20 protein-coding genes are annotated in these 18,491 nt (G+C 50.9%); 4 read left to right on the top strand and 16 right to left on the bottom strand.

What is annotated here, in order from left to right; genetic code table 11:
- Nucleotides 1-4 precede the first annotated feature (4 nt).
- From OH144_RS04280 to OH144_RS04210, 15 genes are all read right to left on the bottom strand, one after another.
- Complete coding sequence (locus OH144_RS04280; protein ID WP_266205059.1) at nucleotides 5-1,312, bottom strand: M20 metallopeptidase family protein; 1,308 nt, start codon at nucleotides 1,310-1,312, stop codon at nucleotides 5-7.
- Between the two features lie 636 nt (nucleotides 1,313-1,948).
- Complete coding sequence (locus OH144_RS04275) at nucleotides 1,949-2,728, bottom strand: ABC transporter ATP-binding protein (RefSeq protein WP_266205058.1); 780 nt, start codon at nucleotides 2,726-2,728, stop codon at nucleotides 1,949-1,951.
- Entirely contained in the window at nucleotides 2,725-3,732 is a 1,008-nt protein-coding gene (locus tag OH144_RS04270; protein ID WP_266205057.1) for a FecCD family ABC transporter permease, read from the bottom strand. The genes OH144_RS04275 and OH144_RS04270 overlap by 4 nt, the downstream gene beginning before the upstream one ends.
- Nucleotides 3,729-4,730: an ABC transporter substrate-binding protein gene (locus OH144_RS04265; protein ID WP_266205056.1), complete on the bottom strand. Its 1,002-nt coding sequence runs from the start codon at nucleotides 4,728-4,730 to the stop codon at nucleotides 3,729-3,731. Before OH144_RS04265 ends, OH144_RS04270 begins: the two co-directional genes overlap by 4 nt.
- Before the next feature lie 366 nt (nucleotides 4,731-5,096).
- Nucleotides 5,097-5,582, bottom strand: a complete 486-nt coding sequence (locus OH144_RS04260; RefSeq protein ID WP_266205055.1) for an urease accessory protein UreE — start codon at nucleotides 5,580-5,582, stop codon at nucleotides 5,097-5,099.
- Between the two features lie 6 nt (nucleotides 5,583-5,588).
- Nucleotides 5,589-6,305, bottom strand: coding sequence for a hydrogenase nickel incorporation protein HypB (gene hypB / locus OH144_RS04255; RefSeq protein WP_266205054.1), 717 nt, complete (start codon nucleotides 6,303-6,305; stop codon nucleotides 5,589-5,591).
- A gap of 25 nt (nucleotides 6,306-6,330) precedes the next feature.
- The gene (locus tag OH144_RS04250; protein WP_266205053.1) at nucleotides 6,331-6,675 is read right to left on the bottom strand and encodes a hydrogenase maturation nickel metallochaperone HypA/HybF; all 345 of its coding nucleotides are present in this window, start codon (nucleotides 6,673-6,675) and stop codon (nucleotides 6,331-6,333) included.
- Nucleotides 6,676-6,699: 24 nt separating this feature from the next.
- Entirely contained in the window at nucleotides 6,700-7,701 is a 1,002-nt protein-coding gene (locus OH144_RS04245) for an urease accessory protein UreD (protein ID WP_266205052.1), read from the bottom strand.
- A complete protein-coding gene (gene ureG / locus OH144_RS04240; RefSeq protein WP_266205051.1) occupies nucleotides 7,694-8,320 on the bottom strand; it encodes an urease accessory protein UreG in 627 nt (208 codons plus the stop codon). Before ureG ends, OH144_RS04245 begins: the two co-directional genes overlap by 8 nt.
- Before the next feature lie 24 nt (nucleotides 8,321-8,344).
- On the bottom strand, nucleotides 8,345-9,031 hold the full coding sequence (locus OH144_RS04235; protein ID WP_266205050.1) for an urease accessory protein UreF: 687 nt from the start codon (nucleotides 9,029-9,031) through the stop codon (nucleotides 8,345-8,347).
- A 9-nt stretch (nucleotides 9,032-9,040) separates the two neighbouring features.
- Nucleotides 9,041-9,520, bottom strand: a complete 480-nt coding sequence (locus tag OH144_RS04230) for an urease accessory protein UreE (protein ID WP_266205049.1) — start codon at nucleotides 9,518-9,520, stop codon at nucleotides 9,041-9,043.
- 57 nt (nucleotides 9,521-9,577) lie between these two features.
- Entirely contained in the window at nucleotides 9,578-11,413 is a 1,836-nt protein-coding gene (gene ureC, locus OH144_RS04225; RefSeq protein WP_266205048.1) for an urease subunit alpha, read from the bottom strand.
- 27 nt (nucleotides 11,414-11,440) lie between these two features.
- Nucleotides 11,441-11,842 (bottom strand): urease subunit beta, encoded by a 402-nt coding sequence (gene ureB / locus OH144_RS04220; protein ID WP_266205047.1) that lies wholly within the window; start codon nucleotides 11,840-11,842, stop codon nucleotides 11,441-11,443.
- A gap of 30 nt (nucleotides 11,843-11,872) precedes the next feature.
- Nucleotides 11,873-12,178: an urease subunit gamma gene (gene ureA, locus OH144_RS04215; protein WP_266205046.1), complete on the bottom strand. Its 306-nt coding sequence runs from the start codon at nucleotides 12,176-12,178 to the stop codon at nucleotides 11,873-11,875.
- A 1,128-nt stretch (nucleotides 12,179-13,306) separates the two neighbouring features.
- On the bottom strand, nucleotides 13,307-13,930 hold the full coding sequence (locus OH144_RS04210; protein WP_266205045.1) for a TetR/AcrR family transcriptional regulator: 624 nt from the start codon (nucleotides 13,928-13,930) through the stop codon (nucleotides 13,307-13,309).
- 157 nt (nucleotides 13,931-14,087) lie between these two features.
- Here OH144_RS04210 and OH144_RS04205 point away from each other — a divergent pair, with 157 nt between their 5' ends.
- A complete protein-coding gene (locus OH144_RS04205) occupies nucleotides 14,088-14,384 on the top strand; it encodes a hypothetical protein (protein ID WP_266205044.1) in 297 nt (98 codons plus the stop codon).
- The gene (locus tag OH144_RS04200) at nucleotides 14,357-14,728 is read left to right on the top strand and encodes a hypothetical protein (RefSeq protein WP_266205043.1); all 372 of its coding nucleotides are present in this window, start codon (nucleotides 14,357-14,359) and stop codon (nucleotides 14,726-14,728) included. The genes OH144_RS04205 and OH144_RS04200 overlap by 28 nt, the downstream gene beginning before the upstream one ends.
- A gap of 56 nt (nucleotides 14,729-14,784) precedes the next feature.
- Here the strand turns inward: OH144_RS04200 and OH144_RS04195 are convergent, their stop codons facing one another.
- Nucleotides 14,785-16,005, bottom strand: a complete 1,221-nt coding sequence (locus tag OH144_RS04195) for a DUF5690 family protein (RefSeq protein ID WP_266205042.1) — start codon at nucleotides 16,003-16,005, stop codon at nucleotides 14,785-14,787.
- Nucleotides 16,006-16,647: 642 nt separating this feature from the next.
- On the opposite strand from OH144_RS04195, the gene OH144_RS04190 reads away from it, so the two are divergent.
- Entirely contained in the window at nucleotides 16,648-17,214 is a 567-nt protein-coding gene (locus OH144_RS04190; protein ID WP_266205041.1) for an RNA polymerase sigma factor, read from the top strand.
- Entirely contained in the window at nucleotides 17,207-18,433 is a 1,227-nt protein-coding gene (locus OH144_RS04185; RefSeq protein ID WP_266205040.1) for a hypothetical protein, read from the top strand. The genes OH144_RS04190 and OH144_RS04185 overlap by 8 nt, the downstream gene beginning before the upstream one ends.
- Nucleotides 18,434-18,491: the final 58 nt, after the last annotated feature.

The raw sequence follows: 18,491 nt of genomic DNA, 5'->3' as shown, positions 1-18,491 counted from the left end.
ATTTTTATTGACCATCAGACATTGTCGTGTTTTTAGTCTTGTTATTCAGGTAATCCAGGATGATCTGTACCTGAGCTTTCACCCCGTTTGCCAAGGCGCTTTCATCCACCTTAAATTCGGGGTTGTGGTTAGCTGCCCCTTCCCCAATGCCGAGTATCATATAACTCACGGGGGCAATTTTTTCGAAGTAGGAAAAATCTTCACTGGCAGTTGTTAAGGGGGCGTCAAACACCTGGTCTTTTCCCAAGATGGCGATAGCACTGTTCTTGGACAGGGAATTAAGGGCAGCATTGTTTGTTACGGCCGGGTAGGCATGGATGTAATCCAGTTTGTAGGTAGCTCCATAGGCCTTTGTGATGTGTTCGACTATTTCCTTTACCCTGGTCTCCACCATTTTCCTGGTATCTTCTGAGGTGGTGCGAACGGTGGCAGCCAGTTTCGCTTCTGGCGGTATCACGTTTGCCGAATTGCCTGCCTGAAATAGACCGACGGAGACCACTGTCAAATCTCCCGGCGGAACATTTCGGGATACGATCGTTTGCAAGGCACCGACAATGGCAGACCCTACCACGATCGGATCAATTGATAAATGGGGACTGGAGCCATGTGATCCTTCCCCGATAATGGTCAGGTTGAAGATGTCCTGAGCGGTCGTAGCATCTCCTTCAGGCAAAATACCCACATGGCCTACAGGGTAATTGGGTATAACATGCATCCCGAAAAAGGCTTCCACACCTTTCAAAGCCCCTGATTCGACAATATCTATCGCTCCGCCGGGTGGGGTTTCTTCTGCGTGCTGAAAAACAAAGTAGACAGTTCCATTTACCTGGTCCCGCATCTTGGAAAGGGTTGATGCAGTTCCTAGCAGCATAGCCGTATGCGCATCGTGGCCACAGGTGTGGGCCACACCTTCTACTTTTGAGCTATAAGGCAAGCCAGTATCTTCCTCCATAGGCAAGGCATCCATGTCTGCCCGGAAGGCCACGGTCTTACCGGGCTTGGCGCCCTTCAGAACCCCAATAACGCTTGTTTTAGCGGGTCTCATAACTTCAATACCGGGAAAAGACTTCAGAATTTCTTCCACATACTTGCCTGTTTTATCCTCCTTGAAAGACAATTCGGGGTTTTGGTGGATGTGGCGGAACCATTTGACAACATCTTCTGCCGGTACATTCTTTGCCCAGGAAGCATTCGAAGTAGTATTAGCTGTTTTTTTACTTTGTTTAGTTTGATTGCCCGTATCTTTATTTGTTTGCGCACTGAGTACTCCACTCAGTAACACGGCGAGTATAAGCGGTATTATTTTTTTCATGATAGTTAATATGTCAGGTACAGATCTTCTGTTTTTTGGGGAAATAAGCTTTTACTTAAGAATTAGCTGCTATCAGGCTCCTAAAGAGTCAACGGAGAGGGGCTTTTGACCGGGATATGGCCAATTTTGAATGAATTAAATGCTGTTACTTAAGGTGATAGTAACAGTAGTATCAGTTAAACAAATCAGACCTTTTTGGCAGCCCGTGCAAATGAAGGTAGTGTAGGTTCGCGGAACGCAATGAAAGCTTCTAGTAAAAGCTTCTAGTAGTTGTACGTCATGGAGTCGCAATGGTGACGAGAGTGCAGAAAAAAGCCTATTAAGGTGAACAGAGAGGCTATCTAAATAAATCACAATACGAATCTCATATTTTTACAAAAAGTCTAGAGATTACAGCCTTTACTACAACAAGCCTGTGGAATTGCAACAGTTTGCGGGAGGCCTTTCTTGAGCAATTATACTTCTTGTTGTTGGAAATTGTACAGGGAAGTGTGTAAAGGAGGATCGGGCTTGTGTCTGAGAACTTGTTACACACTGATTAAGGATATCACCACCATCATTTGGGCAAACATATTCTTATCCAATTTAAAAACCATTGGAAGTCTTTAAACTCAAACAGGTGTATTCTTTTCATTTTCAATATTGGCTACAGCTACCGGGTAGCACCATCATTTTGTCATTCACCTGCACCATGGTAAAGCGAACATCATACACGTACTCCAGAAATGCCCCTGTGGAGTAGTCAAAAGCCTCGCCCGGCGTTACCACTGTTCTATCTTTCATAAAATAGCAATGGTCTGCATACAGGAAAGCCATATTCGGGTCGTGCATGATGGCAATGACCGTCAGGTTGTTTTCCGTCAGTTTCTGGAGTTTCTCCAGCACGTAGGTCTGGTAGTAGATGTCGAGGTGGTTGGTGGGCTCGTCCAGAAGTATGATGCGTGGGTTCTGCACCAACACCCGCGCGATCATAACCAACTGCTGCTCTCCGCCCGACAGCTCCGTATAGGGCCTCTCGGCTAGGTGGCTGATGCCTAGTTCCTCGATGGCCTGCCCTACCTTATCCATGTCACTTTTTCTGGGGCTGAAGGCGGAGAAAGCGGCTCTCCCGGTCAGGACCACGTCTTTTACCTTAAACGGGAACACCGACTTATGGAACTGGGGCAGGAAACCAAGCACACGGGCGCAGTCCGAGAAAGACATTTTGCTTCGCTCCTTCCCCATCAGTTTCACGGAGCCTTGCTGGTACTTCTGCAGGCCTGCCATGATGTTGAAGAGCGTAGACTTGCCACTACCGTTCCGGCCAAGCAGCACCGAAAAGCTGTTGGCCGGGAAGGCCACCCGTACTTGCTCCAGTATGGGCGTGTTCCCATATCCAAAGCTGAGGTTGTTTACTTCTATCGCCGCTTCTGTCATACCCAGTTGATTTTATTTTTCTTCATTAGAAAGAGAAAGAAAGGCGCCCCCAGCAGCATGGTGAAGATGCCGATCGGGATCTCGAACTCCATGAGAGAGCGGGAGAAATTGTCGATGATGACCAGGAATGACCCACCGAAGAGAATATTGGCGGGCATGGCCTTGCGGTTATCCGGTCCGACCATCATGCGGGTGAGGTGCGGTATAAACAGGCCATACATGCTAATGACACCAGCCGCCGCCACCGATGTGGAAGTAGTTAGGGTAGCCAGGCTTACTAATACCGCCTTGTCGGCTGTGGGGTTCACGCCAACGGCCTTTGCCTCCTCTTCTCCCAAGGCCAGCAGGTTCAGGCGCCAGCGCATGAGGTACATGCCCACGATCCCTACCCCCACCGGCAGGGCGGCCGTGTTGAGTTTGTCCCAGGAGGCGTGGTGCAGGTTGCCCATGGTCCATTGCACAATGGCCTGCAGTTTGTAAGGGTCGCTGATGTACTGCACCACCGTTAGAGAGGCTGTAAAGATACCCGACACAATCATGCCCGAAAGTATAACCGCTACAATAGAAGACCTGCTGTTACTGAAGGCGAAGGAGTAGGTCATAATTACAGAGACGATGCCCAGCACAAAAGCCATCACGTTGATGTGAAACAGCGGGAAAGCAATCGCCAGCGCGGCCCCGAACGCCGAGCCCGAGGAAATGCCCAGCACATAGGGGTCAACCAGCGGGTTCCGGAAAATGCCCTGCAGGGCTCCTCCGGATGAGGCCAGCCCCGCCCCTATGATAAAGGTGAGCATCACCCTCGGAAGGCGCACATTCTCGATGATGTTGTTGAGCATGTATAACCTGGGGGAGCCTTCCTCAATATCGCCGGTCAGCGCAGCCTTGCCCCAATCCCAATAGTCAGCCAGTACCAGCCCCTGCGACGGGCCCACCGTCAGCGAATACAGCAGCAGCGGGATGGGCAAGCCGTAAATCAGAAAGGCGGTCAGGGCTTTCCTCATTCGAGTAGCGCAGTAGCTTTGGCTCCATACAGATTCGTCATGATCTCCCTTCGGTTCTCTACCAGATCGAAGTTCTCATTTTCGCCATAGCAGACATTATGCAGTTCTATAGCGGCATACATAATTTTGAGGGTATGCGGGTCGTAGAAAAATGGCGGCTCCAGCACGTGCACATTTTTGTTCTTGACAGCTTTCAGCACCGACAATTCCTTTTTGTTATAAAGCTCCTGCGGGTTTGTGCTCCAAAGCAGAATCAGGTCAGGGTCCCACGAAATCAGGGTTTCCGGGTTGATATTGGGCTGGTCTATGGCAAAGGTGCAGGCGTTTCGTACCCCTGCCAGTTCAAAGCACTCGTTCATGCGGCTGTTCTGCCCCGAAGTGGCGTATATTCGCCCCCCCGACCAGGCATAGTACACCGACTTCTTGTGCTCTATGTGCTTTGTTGCCTCCCGGATCTCGTCCAGCTTTGCACGGGTATAGGCCAGCAATTCCTTTGCCCGCTCCGAGGTGCCGGTCAGCTTGCCGATGCTTTCTATTTCCTCAAACAATTGCGCGTTATTCTGGGGCGACACCGCAAATACCTGAATTCCTAAATCTTCAAGCAAGCGAATGGCATCCGTCTGCCCGGAGGCGATGATCACCAGATCCGGTTTGAGCGCCAGTATGCTTTCAATGTTGGTGGAGGTTTCCCAGTTGCCCGGAGCCGGAAGCTCTTTTCTGGCGATGCGCGGGTCCAGTTTGCTGAAATACTTGAAGGACACAGGGTTTGTGTAAATGTTATTTTGAATGCCTACCACGGTATGCTCCGCATGCAGCATGTACATGCCATCCAGGGCGCCTTGATACAGCACAATCACCCGATCGGCCGGTTCACTCAGCCGCACCTCCTTCCCCCGAATATCCGTTACCACGATAGCGCCATCCGCTACCATACTTTCACCGTTTCCGCTATTGCACGCACTCAGGAGGAGCAGGCAGGCACTTAGAACTACAGCCAAATGGGAGGCCATTTTTCCGTTCAAAAGCGATATGCGCCTTTCGCAAAATAACTGTGTGCTTCCTCTTGAGACCATCGTACGGAGCTATCGTTTAAGTTCAAAATATAAAATAACTCAAGTTGCGCTTCACCCACCCCTGCCCCTCACAGGAGGGGAATCACGTGTTTTGCTCAAAGTTCCCCTCTTGGGAGGGGTTAGGGATGGGTAAAAGCTTTTCAGTTTATGTACTTATCGAAACTCGGGTTAAATGTTAAAAGGCAGACTGCTCCTGCCGAAACAAAAGGGACAGCCTGCTTTTCAATCTTCTAAAGTATACCTGACATCACCTTAATAAAAGGGACCGTGGTGATACAGCGCCACTGCCCTTTACTTCAGACGCTTGTTGCCATAGGCCTTGATCATCTGGGAGGGGTGCAGCACCCGCTCCTCTATTTCCACCTTGAAACGTCCGCTCAGCAACAGCTGGTACAGCAGGGCGTCGTAGGCGACACATACCTCGTTCTCGTCGGTCAAAAAAATGGGCACGTGCTTGTTGCCGATCTCGAAACAGATGGTACCTATTTCCTGCAGGCTTTGGGGCCGCAGCACCACGCAATCGCAGGGCTTTATCTTCAGTAGGATTGCGCGCTCATCCGACAAGTATAGCAAGTCCCCGTCTTCTAGGGCGCTTCTGTGCGACTTTTCGACCAGCACCTCTACGCCTTTCTGCGTCTTCTTTTTCATCCGCGACTTGGAGGCCTCGTACCACTCTATCTCAAAAAAGTCAATCGTTCGGCCACTCAAATCCTGATCTTTAGCAAGCGCCTGCGTTACAACAAGGGGCTCTGTCAGCAGCGATGAGTTAGTAGCCATGCCGTCTCAGGTCGTGGCCAGCTTGGCTTTCTTTTCTGCTACTTTTGTCAACAGCCAGTCACACCATTGGTCAATACCATCCCCTTTCAGGCTACTGATGGTCATTACCTCAATAGTGGGGTTCACTTCCCGGGCATCCTTCGTAACGGCCTCCACTGAAAAAGGCACGTAGGGCAGCAAGTCTGCTTTGGAGATAACCATCAGCTCGCTCGTGAGGAACATGCGCGGGTACTTCTTGGGCTTGTCGTCGCCCTCGGTGGCGGCCAGCACCGTCACCCGGATGTCCTCACCCAGGTCGAAGGCAGCGGGACACACCAGGTTCCCCACGTTCTCGATGAAGAGCAGGTCCACGCCCGTCAAATCAATGTGGTCGAGGGCCTGCAGGATCATCTGCGCCTCGATGTGGCACATGCCCCCGGTCACGATCTGCAGGGCGTTGATGCCCACTTCTTTCATGCGTACCGCGTCGCGGTCCGTTTCCGGGTCACCCACCAGCACGGCCAGGTTCAATTTGTCGCTCAGGCGCTTGCCTGTCTCCTGCATCAGGGTGGTCTTGCCGCTTCCCGGCGAGGAGCATACGTTGATCACCAGCACGTCCGACAGTTTCTCGCGGATGGCCTTGGCCACAAAGTCATTTGCCTTCAGCAGGTTCAGCGTGGTATTGTCGCACTGCACGGAACCTACGGGCATTCGGTTACTCTTCGGCGTGGATGGTGTACTCATATCGTTTATAGGTTATGTCTTGTAGTTACTTCTCTAAGAATTCAACCTGGCTGATCTGCAGCTCCTCCCCCTGTATAATGTTCTTGGAGGGAGTGCCGCAGGCGCACACGAACTTGTGGCGCACCACCTCAAAGTCTTTATCGCAGGCCTCGCAGTGGGCGATGATGGGCAGTAGAAGCACCTCCAGCTCGATATCGGCCAGCGCCGGCTCCTCCATGATCAGGGCTTCAAAGGCGTTTTGTATCAGGATGGGCTGGATGTTGCTGAGCAGCCCCGCCTCTATCTGCACTTTCGTGATCCGCTCGAACTTGTCCGGGTACGTTTCCTGTAGCGTTTCAAAGACGGTCCGTACGATCGAAATTTCGTGCATGGCTTCTCTTGCTCCGGCTTCTCCTTATTTCTCTATCACCGCTGCGGCTTCAGGAAGTGTTTCTTCAGCTGGTACCTCAGCAGCAGCAATGGTCTTTCTGGTTGCACCATTTGCTGTTACTACTTTTTTTATGCGTCTTGTACCGCTGCGCTTCGTCTGTTTAGTAGCAACAGGTTCTGCTTCCACCACACGTGGCAAAGTAACTTGCTCTTCCTCAGGCTCGCTTTGTTCCACCCCTTGCTTATACTTCGTAAACTGCCAGCACAACTGCCCCATGGCGCTTAGCCAGTCATGTAGCATGGCGCCTTCGTATCCCATAGCGCGCAGCATGACGGCATTTGGCGCACATTGCGTAAAGCCGAAGTCAATCTGCTCATACTTCTCAACCAGGATCTCGTCCAGTTCAGCCTTCAGTTCCTCGGCAAAGGGAGACACATAGATCAAGGTGGCCTGGTGGGTATAGCCCTCATAGAAAACGATGGAACTCATGGGCTGCCTGGCCGGCTCCAGCAACTGGTTATCCAGCAGCACGAGCTTTTTGTTGCAGTATACTTTGGTGACAACGTGCAGGCGCGTGAACTCAAACGACTCCCCCGAATGCACCCGCCCCGAGGCAAGGATGTCCCCCCAGATCAGCGTGGCGCTTTCATCCAAATGGATTTCATTGCTAGTCTTGAAGTCAGACTTTGCAAAAGGGATGATCGGGAGAGGGATAAACCTGAAGACGCCATTCTGCTTTACCTGCACATGTGTTCTTTGCACGGCGCCTTTCTCCATCGGGTGCAGCTTGTTGAACGACTGTGTGAAGAGCTTCAGATGTGCGCCCTCATGCACATTCACCCGGATATCAACCTCATCGCCATCCATAATACCCGGAGAGGAACTCATCAGGATAAGCTCTAAGTGCTCGTGCAGATGCCGGGAACCATAATGGATTACCTTATAGGGTACATTATAGCTGCTTTCTTTCAGCAGCGTCAGCTTTCCTTCCCTCTCTGCGCTAATATTGATGGTACTTTTAAGCATGTTCCTCCTCTTTTTCTAGCAAAGCATAGGTCTTAATCCACTGGATCACCTCCTCGAGGCCCTCCAGCTTCATCAGGTTGGTGAAGATGAACGGACGCTCGCCCCGCATCTTCTTCGAATCCCGCTCCATCATGGCCAGGTCTGCGTTCACGTAAGGAGCCAGGTCTGTTTTGTTGATGATCAGCAGATCGGAGCGCGTGATGCCCGGGCCGCCCTTGCGGGGCATCTTGTCGCCCTCGGCCACATCGATCACGAAGATGGTTACGTCAGCCAAATCCGGGCTGAAAGTAGCTGATATATTGTCGCCGCCGCTCTCCACAAATACGATCTCGGTGTCCGGGTGGCGCTCCACCAACTCTTCCACCGCCTCAATGTTCATCGAAGCATCTTCCCGGATCGCGGTGTGCGGGCAGCCGCCCGTCTCCACCCCAATGATGCGGTCAGCGGGCAAGCTGGAGTTCTTGATCAGGAAATCAGCATCCTCCCGGGTATAAATGTCGTTGGTCACCACGCAGATGCTGTACTCCTCTCCCATCTTTCGGGTCAGCCTTTCTATCAAAGCCGTCTTACCAGAGCCTACCGGCCCTGCCACCCCTATGCGTACATGTTTTTTTGGCATAAAGTGTCTGTTTAAATTATGTCTTTAGGAAATGTACAGTCTTGAGTATTGCTTCTCGTGCTGCATGCAGCGGATCTCCTGGCCGATACAACACAGCCCCACCAGCGACTCGTCCAGATCCTCCTGCTCCTCCACCAATTGCTTGATGATGGGCTGCAAATCGAACAGAATTTTCTGCGCGTCGTTCTGGCTGATGGGTACCAGCTTGGCGCAGTTGGTCACGATGCCGTTGAGCATGTTATAATAGAAGGCAAGCAAGGCGTCCTGCATCGTGATGCCGTGGGCGTGCGCATACATGGCAAAGGCCACCGCATAATGCCCGTGCAGCTTGCCCTCCTGAACTTTGGACAGGTAGTTACTGCAGCGCTTGACCGGGTGCAACGTCTGGGTCAGTTTCAGAAAACGGATGGCCAGTTTCTTGCTGGCCGTCCGGATCTCAGACGGAGCCTTGAGCGCGGTGATCAACTCATCCAGCTTCTGGAACTCCCGCGCCGGCTTCCTGGCTTCCAGCAGCCTCCAGGCCATCTGCAGAAAAGCGGCATCGTTGTAGTAGATATTATGGCGCAGCATGTTTTCCGCATACACGGTAGCCGAAGCCGTATCTTTCACAATGCCTTGGCTCACGTAAGACTCCAGCCCATAGGAATGGGTGAAGCTCCCGATCGGGAACATGGAATCATTGATTTGGAGCAGGGTTAACAATGGCTGCATAAGCGTACCTTATTTGATGGTGATTTTTCTGTTGTAGCTGCTTTCATGCTTGCGCACGCGCAGCGCATGTGTTTTTAACAGCTTTCTTACCTCCCGCCGCGGCTCATACCCGGAGCGCTCCAGCAACCGGTACAGCGGCTGCTCAAACTCCACCAGCACCTCTGCCTCCTCATTGATGAAGATGGGGATGTGCTTGTTGCCTATCTCAAAGCATACTGTACCCATATCTTTAAAATTGCCTGGCTTGAACACAATGCACTCGCAGGGCAGGATGTTGACCACAATCGCCTGCTCCTCGTCCAGGTACAGGATGTCGCCGTCCTCCAGCGGAGTCGTGTCTTTGCGGATGCCTACCTCCTGGCCTGCCCGGGTTCTCTTCCGCAAAGTGGTTTTGCCCGTGTCAAACCAATCAAGATCCAAGAAATCAATCAGCAGGTCACCTATGGAGGCATCTGCCAAGTTACCCCTTGTCTTCTCTACTAAAAGCATTTATTATAGCGTGCTACCGGCATAGGTATAGCCTGGCCGGTGGCACGTTTTGAAATATTAGAATAGGAAGTAGCGCTGCGCCATGGGCACAACCTTCAGGGGCTCGCAGGTCAACACCTGGCCATCAGCTCTTACCTCAAATGTCTCCGGATCCACCTCCAGTTTCGGCGTTACATTATTATGGATCATGTCTTTCTTCGTTACTTTACGACAACCTTTTACTGGCAAAGCACCTTTAGCAAGGCCCAGGCGATTGATGTTGCCATTCTCAAGCGAGATGCCGGAAACGAAGTTGAAGCTGCACTGGCTGATTGCCTTCCCACGGTAACCGAACATAGAGCGGTACATGATTGGCTGTGGCAGGGAAATGGCTCCGTTCGGATCACCTAACCGGGAGCCCACAATCATCCCATTCTTAAAGATCACCTCCGGCTTCACACCAAACAGGCCCGTTTCCCACAGCACCAGGTCTGCGTACTTGCCTACTTCTATAGAGCCCACATACTGGCTTATTCCATGGGTTATCGCTGGGTTGATGGTGTACTTGGCCACATAGCGTTTCGCGCGGTAGTTATCGTTGTCTTTACCTTTATCCTCCTGTAGCGGCCCGCGTTGCAGCTTCATCTTATGCGCCGTCTGCCAGGTTCGCAGTACTGTTTCAGCAACTCGGCCCATGGCCTGGCTGTCGGACGACATGATACTGAGCACGCCCATGTCCTGCAGGATATCCTCGGCCGCGATGGTTGAAGAACGGATGCGAGACTCGGCAAAGGCCACGTCCTCGGGGATGCTCTTGTCGAGGTGGTGAACCGCCATGAGCATGTCCAAATGCTCATCTACCGTGTTGATGGTATAAGGCTTGGTCGGGTTAGTGGAGGCCGGCAGCACGTTTGGGTACATGGCGATCTCGATGATGTCCGGCGCGTGGCCGCCACCGGCGCCCTCCGTGTGGTAAGAGTGGATAGTCCGGCCATTGATGGCCTTCACCGTATTCTCCAGGAAGCCCGCCTCGTTCAGCGTGTCTGCGTGAAGTGTTACCTGCACGTCATACTTGTCTGCCACCTGCAGGGCTATGTCGATGGCCGATGGCGTGGAACCCCAGTCTTCGTGGAGTTTCAGGCCTAGCGCGCCGGCCTCAATGGGCTCGGCAGCCGCTTTGAAAGAAGAGGTGTTGCCTTTACCCGTGAAGCCTAAATTCAAAGGAATTGACTCTGAGGCCTCCAGCATCCGCTCTACCCACCACTTGCCCGGCGTTACGGTAGTAGCCATCGTACCGTCAGTTGGGCCTGTGCCGCCACCGATCATGGTCGTAACGCCACTATAGAGCGCTACATCTATCTGCTGTGGGGCAATAAAGTGGATGTGGGTGTCGATGGCGCCTGCTGTAACTATGATGCCGGCACAGGCCTGCACCTCCGTGGCGGCACCTATGATCATGCCCTTGGTGACCCCCGGCTGCGTGTCCGGGTTACCGGCCTTGCCGATACCGACGATCTTGCCGTTCTTGATGCCGATATCTGCCTTCACGATGCCCCAGTGGTCAAGTATGATGGCGTTGGTCAAAACCAGGTCCAGCACTTCGTCCTGTGTGGCCGAGGTGGACTGGGCCATGCCGTCGCGGATGGTTTTACCGCCCCCGAACTTGTTTTCCTCGCCGTATACCGTAAAATCCTTCTCAATTTCGATGAAGAGCTCTGTATCAGCCAGACGCACCTTATCCCCCGTGGTAGGCCCGAAGAGAGCAGCATAGCGATCTCTAGGAATGTAGAGTTCACCGTCAATGTATTTTACGGAAGATGAGTCTCTTCCCAATGCATCGAAGCCCAGCAGTGAAAGCCCGGCTGTGGACAGGCCTACCACTTTTATCCATTCGCGTCTGTTCCAATTTCCCATGGTTTCCTGATTAAATGATTCTCTTGATTATTTTTTTTTCCTAGGAGATTTAGAAGATCTGCCTGCGCTCATAAATCCTTGTTCCTTTGCCCTTTCCAAGGCTTTATTCCTCACTTCCTGCTTCGATACATCTCCTTCCGTCAGATTATTAAAACCACGGATTACTTTGTTACCTCCATACTCTACAAGGAACACTGCTTTCTTCTCGCCCGGCTCAAAACGCACAGCAGTGCCTGCCGGAATGTTCAGGCGCATGCCCAAAGCAGCCGCCCGGTCAAACTCAAGCGACCTGTTAGCCTCAAAAAAATGGTAATGTGAGCCTACCTGAACAGGTCGGTCTCCGGTGTTGGCTACGTTTACTCGTACTATTTTACGATTCTCATTTGCCTTTATATCCCCTTTCTTTAGTATATATTCACCTGGTCTCATATATAATTTTTTAGTTGTTCTTGGCGTGGACTAGCGGATAGGATTGTCAACCGTGATGAGTTTCATGCCGTCCGGAAAGGTGACCTCTACCTGTACAAAGCGTATGATATCAGGCACACCTTCCATTACCTGGTTCTTATTCAAGAGCTTTGCACCATAGTCCATAAGCTCTGCCACAGTTTTCTTCCCGTCACGGGCTTCCTCCATCAAAATGCCACAGATGTAGGCAACGGACTCGGGGTAGTTGAGCTTCACACCTCTTTTAAGCCTTTTTGCAGCAACCTCCCCTGCAAGATGAAGCATTAGTTTTTCGTATTCTATTGGATTTAAGTGCATAAAACTGGTGGTAAGAATGAATGATTACAGAAACGTTTGAAATTGATAGGCACTTCCCCCTTATCCAGTTAAGAAGGCTTGTTCCTACATCAGAAGTGAGCGTGTTAGATTTCATAGTGACCTTCCCTGTTATGGCGGTTCACTTCCGGTCCTTTGTCATGTTCAGGGTTGTTTTGCGCGCAAACAGGAAGTATGCTGAGCAGGCTAATATCGAGAGTCAAACTGAGCAGGAGGGTACTTTTTAGCTTGCCGCACATACCATCAACACTTCATATAGTATACAAAATCCAACCACAGCCTATCGTAACATAATGTGTTATGCAGGATGCCTCCTGTAAGAGGAGATTCATTCAAGTGCTTCCAGGGCTAAGGCTTTCCCGAAGAGGCAAATCTCTCCGGCCAGTCGAGTGAACCCTGTCCAAGGTGGTTTCCTTTTGAGTCTAAACTTAAAAGAGGGGCTTAAAGGCTGTTCGGCCAGAAGCAGGTGCTAGCACTGCCACCCACACGCTAAACTAGATATAACTACTTCACGCTGAGTTTTTACGATATTAATAGCACTGAAGTTAGATATTTTTTGACTTTTATTCCAGCTTCCCTGTTGCTGTACTTCCGTCTCTATTCAACCTTTCAATCATGGTTGGCACTGAAACACATCCCGTTACTGTATTTTAGGCAGTGCTGTTTCTGGAGATTGATTGGCTTCCAGCAACTGAAGGGCCTGCCGAGGTGGCGAGCACAGGGAGGTATCAGAAAAGAGGGCTGTCGAACAGACAACCATACTCTCTGTTGGGCGGCTAGGCAGGAAGCAGATACATCCGAAGGTGTTCGGCCATGAGGCAGCATAGCCTGCTAACAGCTTTGCACATAAGAGTTTGTGCACCAGGCGGGAATCAGAGGAATAATCAGGGAACTTTAAAGGATCCCATACTTTGGATGCCTCCTCCTGCTTCTGCTGGTGTCCCCCCGGTGCATCCTCCCTAACACGGCTAACCAGGCAAGCCAGGTTTTGACAGAAATAACCTGGTTGAACGCATGGGAGGAGCGGTCCGGAGGGTGTTAATGAACTCCCCCACAGAAAAGAACTGCTACCTTAAAGTATAAATATTTTGCACTATTCCTGTTACAAACTTATTCAACCTGCTTAAGCCAGGCCATGACCCCGTTTTTTAACCGGGCATTGAAGTATGGCAGGAGCAACGATACTGTCACTGCCACATAGTGCTGTATCTGCTTTTCCTGGCTGAGGTGTCGGTTGTGCGGCAGCCGGGCATACCTTACCCAACTATCTGAGATAATGAACACCTGCTCGAATAGCAGCGGAAACAGGTGAGCTTCCACTTTGCCCTCAAATACGCCTTCTCTTTTATACTGCTCAAAAATGGCTAAGAACATCTCCCTCCTGCTTTGGAATAATTGCTCGTAGGCGAAGTATACTTTGGGGAATGTCTCCAGTATAGCCGTTGATTCTGTGAAGAAGAAGATATACCGGTACATGACCCTGTAAATGTTGGTCAGGGGAACCACCAAAGCCTGCGCATCTTCAAGGTAAGCGACGGTCGGGGTGGCATGAGAGGTTATTTCTTTTTCCATTTCTGAAAAAATGGATAGCACCAGTTCTTCCTTGGTCTTAAAGTAGTACCGCAGATGCCCGTCGCTGATGGTTAACTCCCGGGCAATATCCCGGAGGGTGGCCTTGCTGATACCTTTCCTGTTAAAGACTCCGACTGCCTTGCTGATGATCTTCTCCTTCATGTTAGCTCTTTGGAGCTAAACTACGAAAAAGTTGTTACCTTTGCATTGACCTGTCGAGCGAGACAACTGATTTTTTACAGTCAGGCTTAACAATACTTTGCCACCCGTTTACCACCTCAGCGAATCGCTGAAGAAGTGAGCTATACCTGAAATACCTATGAACGCCAGCAAAAAATGCCCCCAATGCGGTAAATGGTCCCGCTGGACCCAAAATGCTACGGATCGCTGCGAACACTGCCATAGCATACTTGACCCTGTCACTGTTGCCCGTCAGCAAGCGCGGGAGGAACGCAAGCTAGAGGAGGAACAGCGCTTCTCTGTGAAGTTCATCGAGATTAACCCTGATGATCCCTGGTTTACCAGGTTCTACAAGAGGATCGGGCTGGGTTTTCAGATTGCGTTTGCATCCCTTATCTCTCTTTTCCTGTGGCTCATCGCCTTGCTCGCCGGCTGAGTTGGAATACCCTCAGTCCGCTGTTCTGGGTGCTGGCAGCGGTTTACCTGGGGCATTGGGGATGGCGCTGGCTGGCCTTGCCCCGAAACTGGCTGGTGCAGCATTACCTGGATGATTTGCTTTGCCTGCCGCTGGTTCTCACCACCACCCTATTTGTGCTGCGGTTCTTTTACGGGCCTCAGGTGCGCCTTTCCTGGTACCACGTAGTTTTTACGGTGCTGTACTTCTCGCTGGCCTTTGAAGTTTTCTTTCCGAAGTTCATGCCCCGCTATACCGGCGACTGGATAGATGCGGTGCTTTACGCAGTGGGCGGCCTTATTTTCTACCGGTTCCTGAATAAGTAGCTGCGGTACTTCAGTAGTGACTTTTGTGGATGGACAAGAAAGGGAAACCGGAAAGCTTATACTTGCATTGTTTTAGGAACGCTTACTCCTCTGGTCCTGAGCTTTTCATACTTCCTTCCGAAATAAACCATAGAAAAAACAGTGAGTAAAATGCCGATCGCTGAAAGGCCTATCACACTGTTTGAAAAGAACGTTACCCAGTTTAATTGTACCCTGAAGATCTCTTTGCTGAACAGTACCCCCACGCTGCCCACATACCCGAATGAATCAGCTAGATAAATTAAAAAACCTACGTTTCCGGTATACTTAAAGGTGGAAATCAACCGGTCGAAGAATACAGCATTAAACGGGATGTATACCATGTACAAACCCAGCCCGACCAGCATCATCCACCAGAATGGCTCTATTGATTTCGTGGTAAAGAGCAAGGTTGAAGCCCCGGCGATGGTAAATCCGATCAGAATAAAAACATGTGCCGTTTGCAAAGCTTTATAATTGTTCTTGATGAGCACCATGCTGCCGATCAAAACAAGTATAATCAGGGTGATGGGGATTTCTGTTTTTGAGAATATGGACGGCTGGCTAAAATACCCCAGCTCTTTCCACATTTCGGCGCCAAAGTTATCGCGAATATCCCGGAAGATGGTCGCAAAGCAATAGATCAGCACGCAGGCTGCTATACCGGCAAAAAATTCCTTCACAAAGCGCTTACGGTCTCCTTCGGTCATGGGAGCACGCTCTGCTCTCAGCTGAATGTCTTCTTCACTAGGTGGCGGAATTTTCTCCATCAGGAAAACAAACAGCAATAACGGCAGGGCGAAGACCAAACCGGTATAAAACGGTACCCAAAATTCGGATACGCCAAACTGCACCATCAGCCAGGCACCAACGGATTTAACAAACCCGGAGGCGAAGATGAAGCTCACCGCTAAGGTTGCCCCAATGAAGTCGGTACTTCTCCTGCCCTCCACATACGAGAAAACGACTCCCCAAAGCATACCGAGCGGGAAACCATTGATGAACAGAAAAGCGATGTTGTAAGGAGGCGGCACCAGAGCAAAAAACAGCCAGCTTAACCAGGAAATTCCTGTCAGAAGGAGAATCACCTTCCCCCTGCCCGTTCGTTTAAGCTCGGAAATATACTTAATGCCATAGAACTTGGCCAACAGGTATCCCAGCACCTGGCTGACGACCAGTAGTGTTTTATAGCTATAGCCGGCAACTTCAAGTCCATCGAAAGTGGCCACTGTAAAAGACTTTCGGAAGCCGAAGATCATCGTATAAGCCAGGAACACCACAACGGCAGCATACAGCCCGATTTTGATCTGGCTACTATTCTTATCTAGTATCTTTGACATGCCGTTGACCTTAAGTATCTGGAATGAAAGTTCGTTTTGCTGTGGAATATAGTAATTAGCGCTGGAAGTTGCTTAGCAGAGATGTGAATTAGGAAAGTTTTCTTAAAAAGAATCCTTGGTTAATAAGTATACCTTTCGCTCCGGATCGGGTGAACAGTTAACCTCTATACGCTCGCGTCAAGTTCGGAACGTAACCTTAAATCCTGCTCTCTAGAAGCCAGCCCCTGCAGCCTGACACTCTGACTTGGAGCCTTCAGTCGTTGTTGTAGTTTAGGAACTGCCCCTGCCCCGTACTGGCATTCGACTTTTCTCTCTCCGGCACCGTTTACCAAGGCTGTGGCTCGTTTTCAGTCCACTCGTGATTCAATCTCTCACTCTGCCTCACGGGGCCGGAAATCGCCTGCACCCCAGATGATACCGTGCCCTCCCAGCCTGGCAAGGCAGCCCATTTAGTTGACCTGGAACCCCCTCAAAACACGTAAACAAAGTATAAAATATTTCTTTTAGCCAAGGCAACCATTCTTGGAAAAGCTCCGTGATGGGAGCGCAAACTCTGGAATAGTGAGCGTAACAGAAAGCAAAGGGTTGGAGACGTTGCTTCAGGGCTGCCTCAAAGAGGACCGTGAGGCTCAGAGAAAGCTGTACAAGCATTTCTTCGGCTATGCTATGAGTGTTTGCGCCCGCTACTCTAAGAACATGGAAGAAGCAAAGGAAGTGCTCAACGATGGTTTCATGAAAGTGTTCACCCGGCTAAAGCAGTACGATCCGCAAAAGCCCTTTAAATGGTGGCTGCGCCGGATCATGATCAATACCGCACTGGATAACTACCGGCACAATCTGAAGAATTACCACCTCCAGGACCTTGAAGCGGCAGCACCCACATCAGACCCTTATGATGTAGTGCAGCAGATCAACTACGAATACCTGATCTCACTCGTGCAAAAGCTATCTCCAGGATACCGCGCCGTGTTTAACCTCTACGTGATTGATGGCTACACACACGAGGAGATTGCCGTGATACTGGGCATTGCCGTTGGCACCTCGAAGTCGAACCTTGCCAAGGCGAGGGCAAACCTCCGGGAAGCGCTAAAGAAAAGTAGGATAGAAGAGTTTAAGCAATATGTCTGACGAAGAACTTGACGATCTGTTCCGAAAATCAGCCGAAAGGTATGATCCACCCTTCGATCCAGAGGCCTGGAGAGCTATGGACCGCAAACTGGATGGCAGGCACGGGGGATGGTCCGACGGAAGGCGCTTTCTGCCCTTGCTGCTGGCATTGCTGGGAAGCATGGTGTTGATTTGGCAACTATCAGATAAACCCGCTACCTCAACAGCAGAAAAGCCAAAAACTGAAAGTCTTGCCGCAGCGCAGGCAACAGAAGCCGCCGGGACACAGCTACAAGCTAAAACCAGAAACGGAGAGGTTGCTACTTTACCGGGGCCTCCAGTGGGGGCGACACAGCAACAGGAGAAGCGCACAGGCCCCGGTATTGTAGCTCCCGCGGAGGGTGACCATAAAACACCAACAAAACGGGATGTGGTGCCTGTAAAGCCGCTGGAAATGATCCCGATAGAGCTAAAGCAGAGCACAGCAAGTATAACGACAACCATGGAAGCCGCAGCCGTTACTGTGGTAAGCCCTGAGGCGCTTTTGCCTGACACAGCAACGCAAACGGCTTTAAAGCAAGCCGTGCAACCGAAAGTAGCTGATAGCAGCGAATCAAGCCAAAGCCAAAAGGAGCCGGTGTTCCTGAAAGGAATTAGCCTGGCCCTCGTGCTGGCTCCGGACATAACAACCGTCAGGTTCAGGAACGCAGACGCGGTCAGTATGAACGCCGGCTTATTAGTAAGCGTGCCGCTAACCGAACGCCTCAGCCTGGTAACCGGGGCAGTAGGTGCCAAAAAGATCTACAGTACAGAGGCAAGAGAGTATGAACCTTACCCGGGCTTCTGGGATAACAAGCCGCTGCCAGATGGCATTGAGGCGAAATGCCAGGTACTGGATATCCCCCTGAACCTGCAATACCATCTCCTGAAGCGGGGTAAAAACATACTTTCTGTGCAGGCTGGCGTTTCCAGTTACCTTATGCTGGAGGAAAAGTATACTTATACTTACCAGCACGCCGGGCAAAAACCTTACAGCAAGACCTGGGAGGTTGCGAACGAGAACAAGCACTGGCTTGGGGTTCAGAACCTGTCTGTCGGGTACACGCGCAGGCTATCTCCCGCTTTCTCCGTTGGTGCTGAGCCCTTCGTGAAGATCCCCCTGTCGAACATTGGCGCGGGCCGGTTAAAGCTGACGAGCGCAGGCATATTTATTATGGCAGGTTATACTTTGAGCAAGTAAATCACCCGCTTCCGGAAGCACACATACCACCTGTATAACACAGCACACCCGCTGTGTT

The organism is Pontibacter kalidii (assembly GCF_026278245.1).
GTDB classification, from domain to species: Bacteria; Bacteroidota; Bacteroidia; order Cytophagales; family Hymenobacteraceae; genus Pontibacter; species Pontibacter kalidii.
Note: the sequence above shows the minus strand (reverse complement) of the source record. Positions and strands in the feature narration are given on the sequence as shown.

Excerpts from the sequence above, each read along its gene's own strand:
- ureG (WP_266205051.1), bottom strand. The coding sequence starts at position 8,320 with ATGCCAAAAAAACATGTACGCATAGGGGTGGCAGGGCCGGTAGGCTCT.
- OH144_RS04270 (WP_266205057.1), bottom strand. The coding sequence starts at position 3,732 with ATGAGGAAAGCCCTGACCGCCTTTCTGATTTACGGCTTGCCCATCCCG.
- OH144_RS04250 (WP_266205053.1), bottom strand. The coding sequence starts at position 6,675 with ATGCACGAAATTTCGATCGTACGGACCGTCTTTGAAACGCTACAGGAA.
- hypB (WP_266205054.1), bottom strand. The coding sequence starts at position 6,305 with ATGAGTACACCATCCACGCCGAAGAGTAACCGAATGCCCGTAGGTTCC.
- OH144_RS04195 (WP_266205042.1), bottom strand. The coding sequence starts at position 16,005 with ATGATCTTCGGCTTCCGAAAGTCTTTTACAGTGGCCACTTTCGATGGA.
- OH144_RS04245 (WP_266205052.1), bottom strand. The coding sequence starts at position 7,701 with ATGCTTAAAAGTACCATCAATATTAGCGCAGAGAGGGAAGGAAAGCTG.
- ureA (WP_266205046.1), bottom strand. The coding sequence starts at position 12,178 with ATGCACTTAAATCCAATAGAATACGAAAAACTAATGCTTCATCTTGCA.
- OH144_RS04260 (WP_266205055.1), bottom strand. The coding sequence starts at position 5,582 with ATGGCTACTAACTCATCGCTGCTGACAGAGCCCCTTGTTGTAACGCAG.
- ureC (WP_266205048.1), bottom strand. The coding sequence starts at position 11,413 with ATGGGAAATTGGAACAGACGCGAATGGATAAAAGTGGTAGGCCTGTCC.
- OH144_RS04275 (WP_266205058.1), bottom strand. The coding sequence starts at position 2,728 with ATGACAGAAGCGGCGATAGAAGTAAACAACCTCAGCTTTGGATATGGG.
- OH144_RS04205 (WP_266205044.1), top strand. The coding sequence starts at position 14,088 with ATGAACGCCAGCAAAAAATGCCCCCAATGCGGTAAATGGTCCCGCTGG.
- OH144_RS04230 (WP_266205049.1), bottom strand. The coding sequence starts at position 9,520 with ATGCTTTTAGTAGAGAAGACAAGGGGTAACTTGGCAGATGCCTCCATA.
- OH144_RS04235 (WP_266205050.1), bottom strand. The coding sequence starts at position 9,031 with ATGCAGCCATTGTTAACCCTGCTCCAAATCAATGATTCCATGTTCCCG.
- ureB (WP_266205047.1), bottom strand. The coding sequence starts at position 11,842 with ATGAGACCAGGTGAATATATACTAAAGAAAGGGGATATAAAGGCAAAT.
- OH144_RS04185 (WP_266205040.1), top strand. The coding sequence starts at position 17,207 with ATGTCTGACGAAGAACTTGACGATCTGTTCCGAAAATCAGCCGAAAGG.
- OH144_RS04280 (WP_266205059.1), bottom strand. The coding sequence starts at position 1,312 with ATGAAAAAAATAATACCGCTTATACTCGCCGTGTTACTGAGTGGAGTA.
- OH144_RS04210 (WP_266205045.1), bottom strand. The coding sequence starts at position 13,930 with ATGAAGGAGAAGATCATCAGCAAGGCAGTCGGAGTCTTTAACAGGAAA.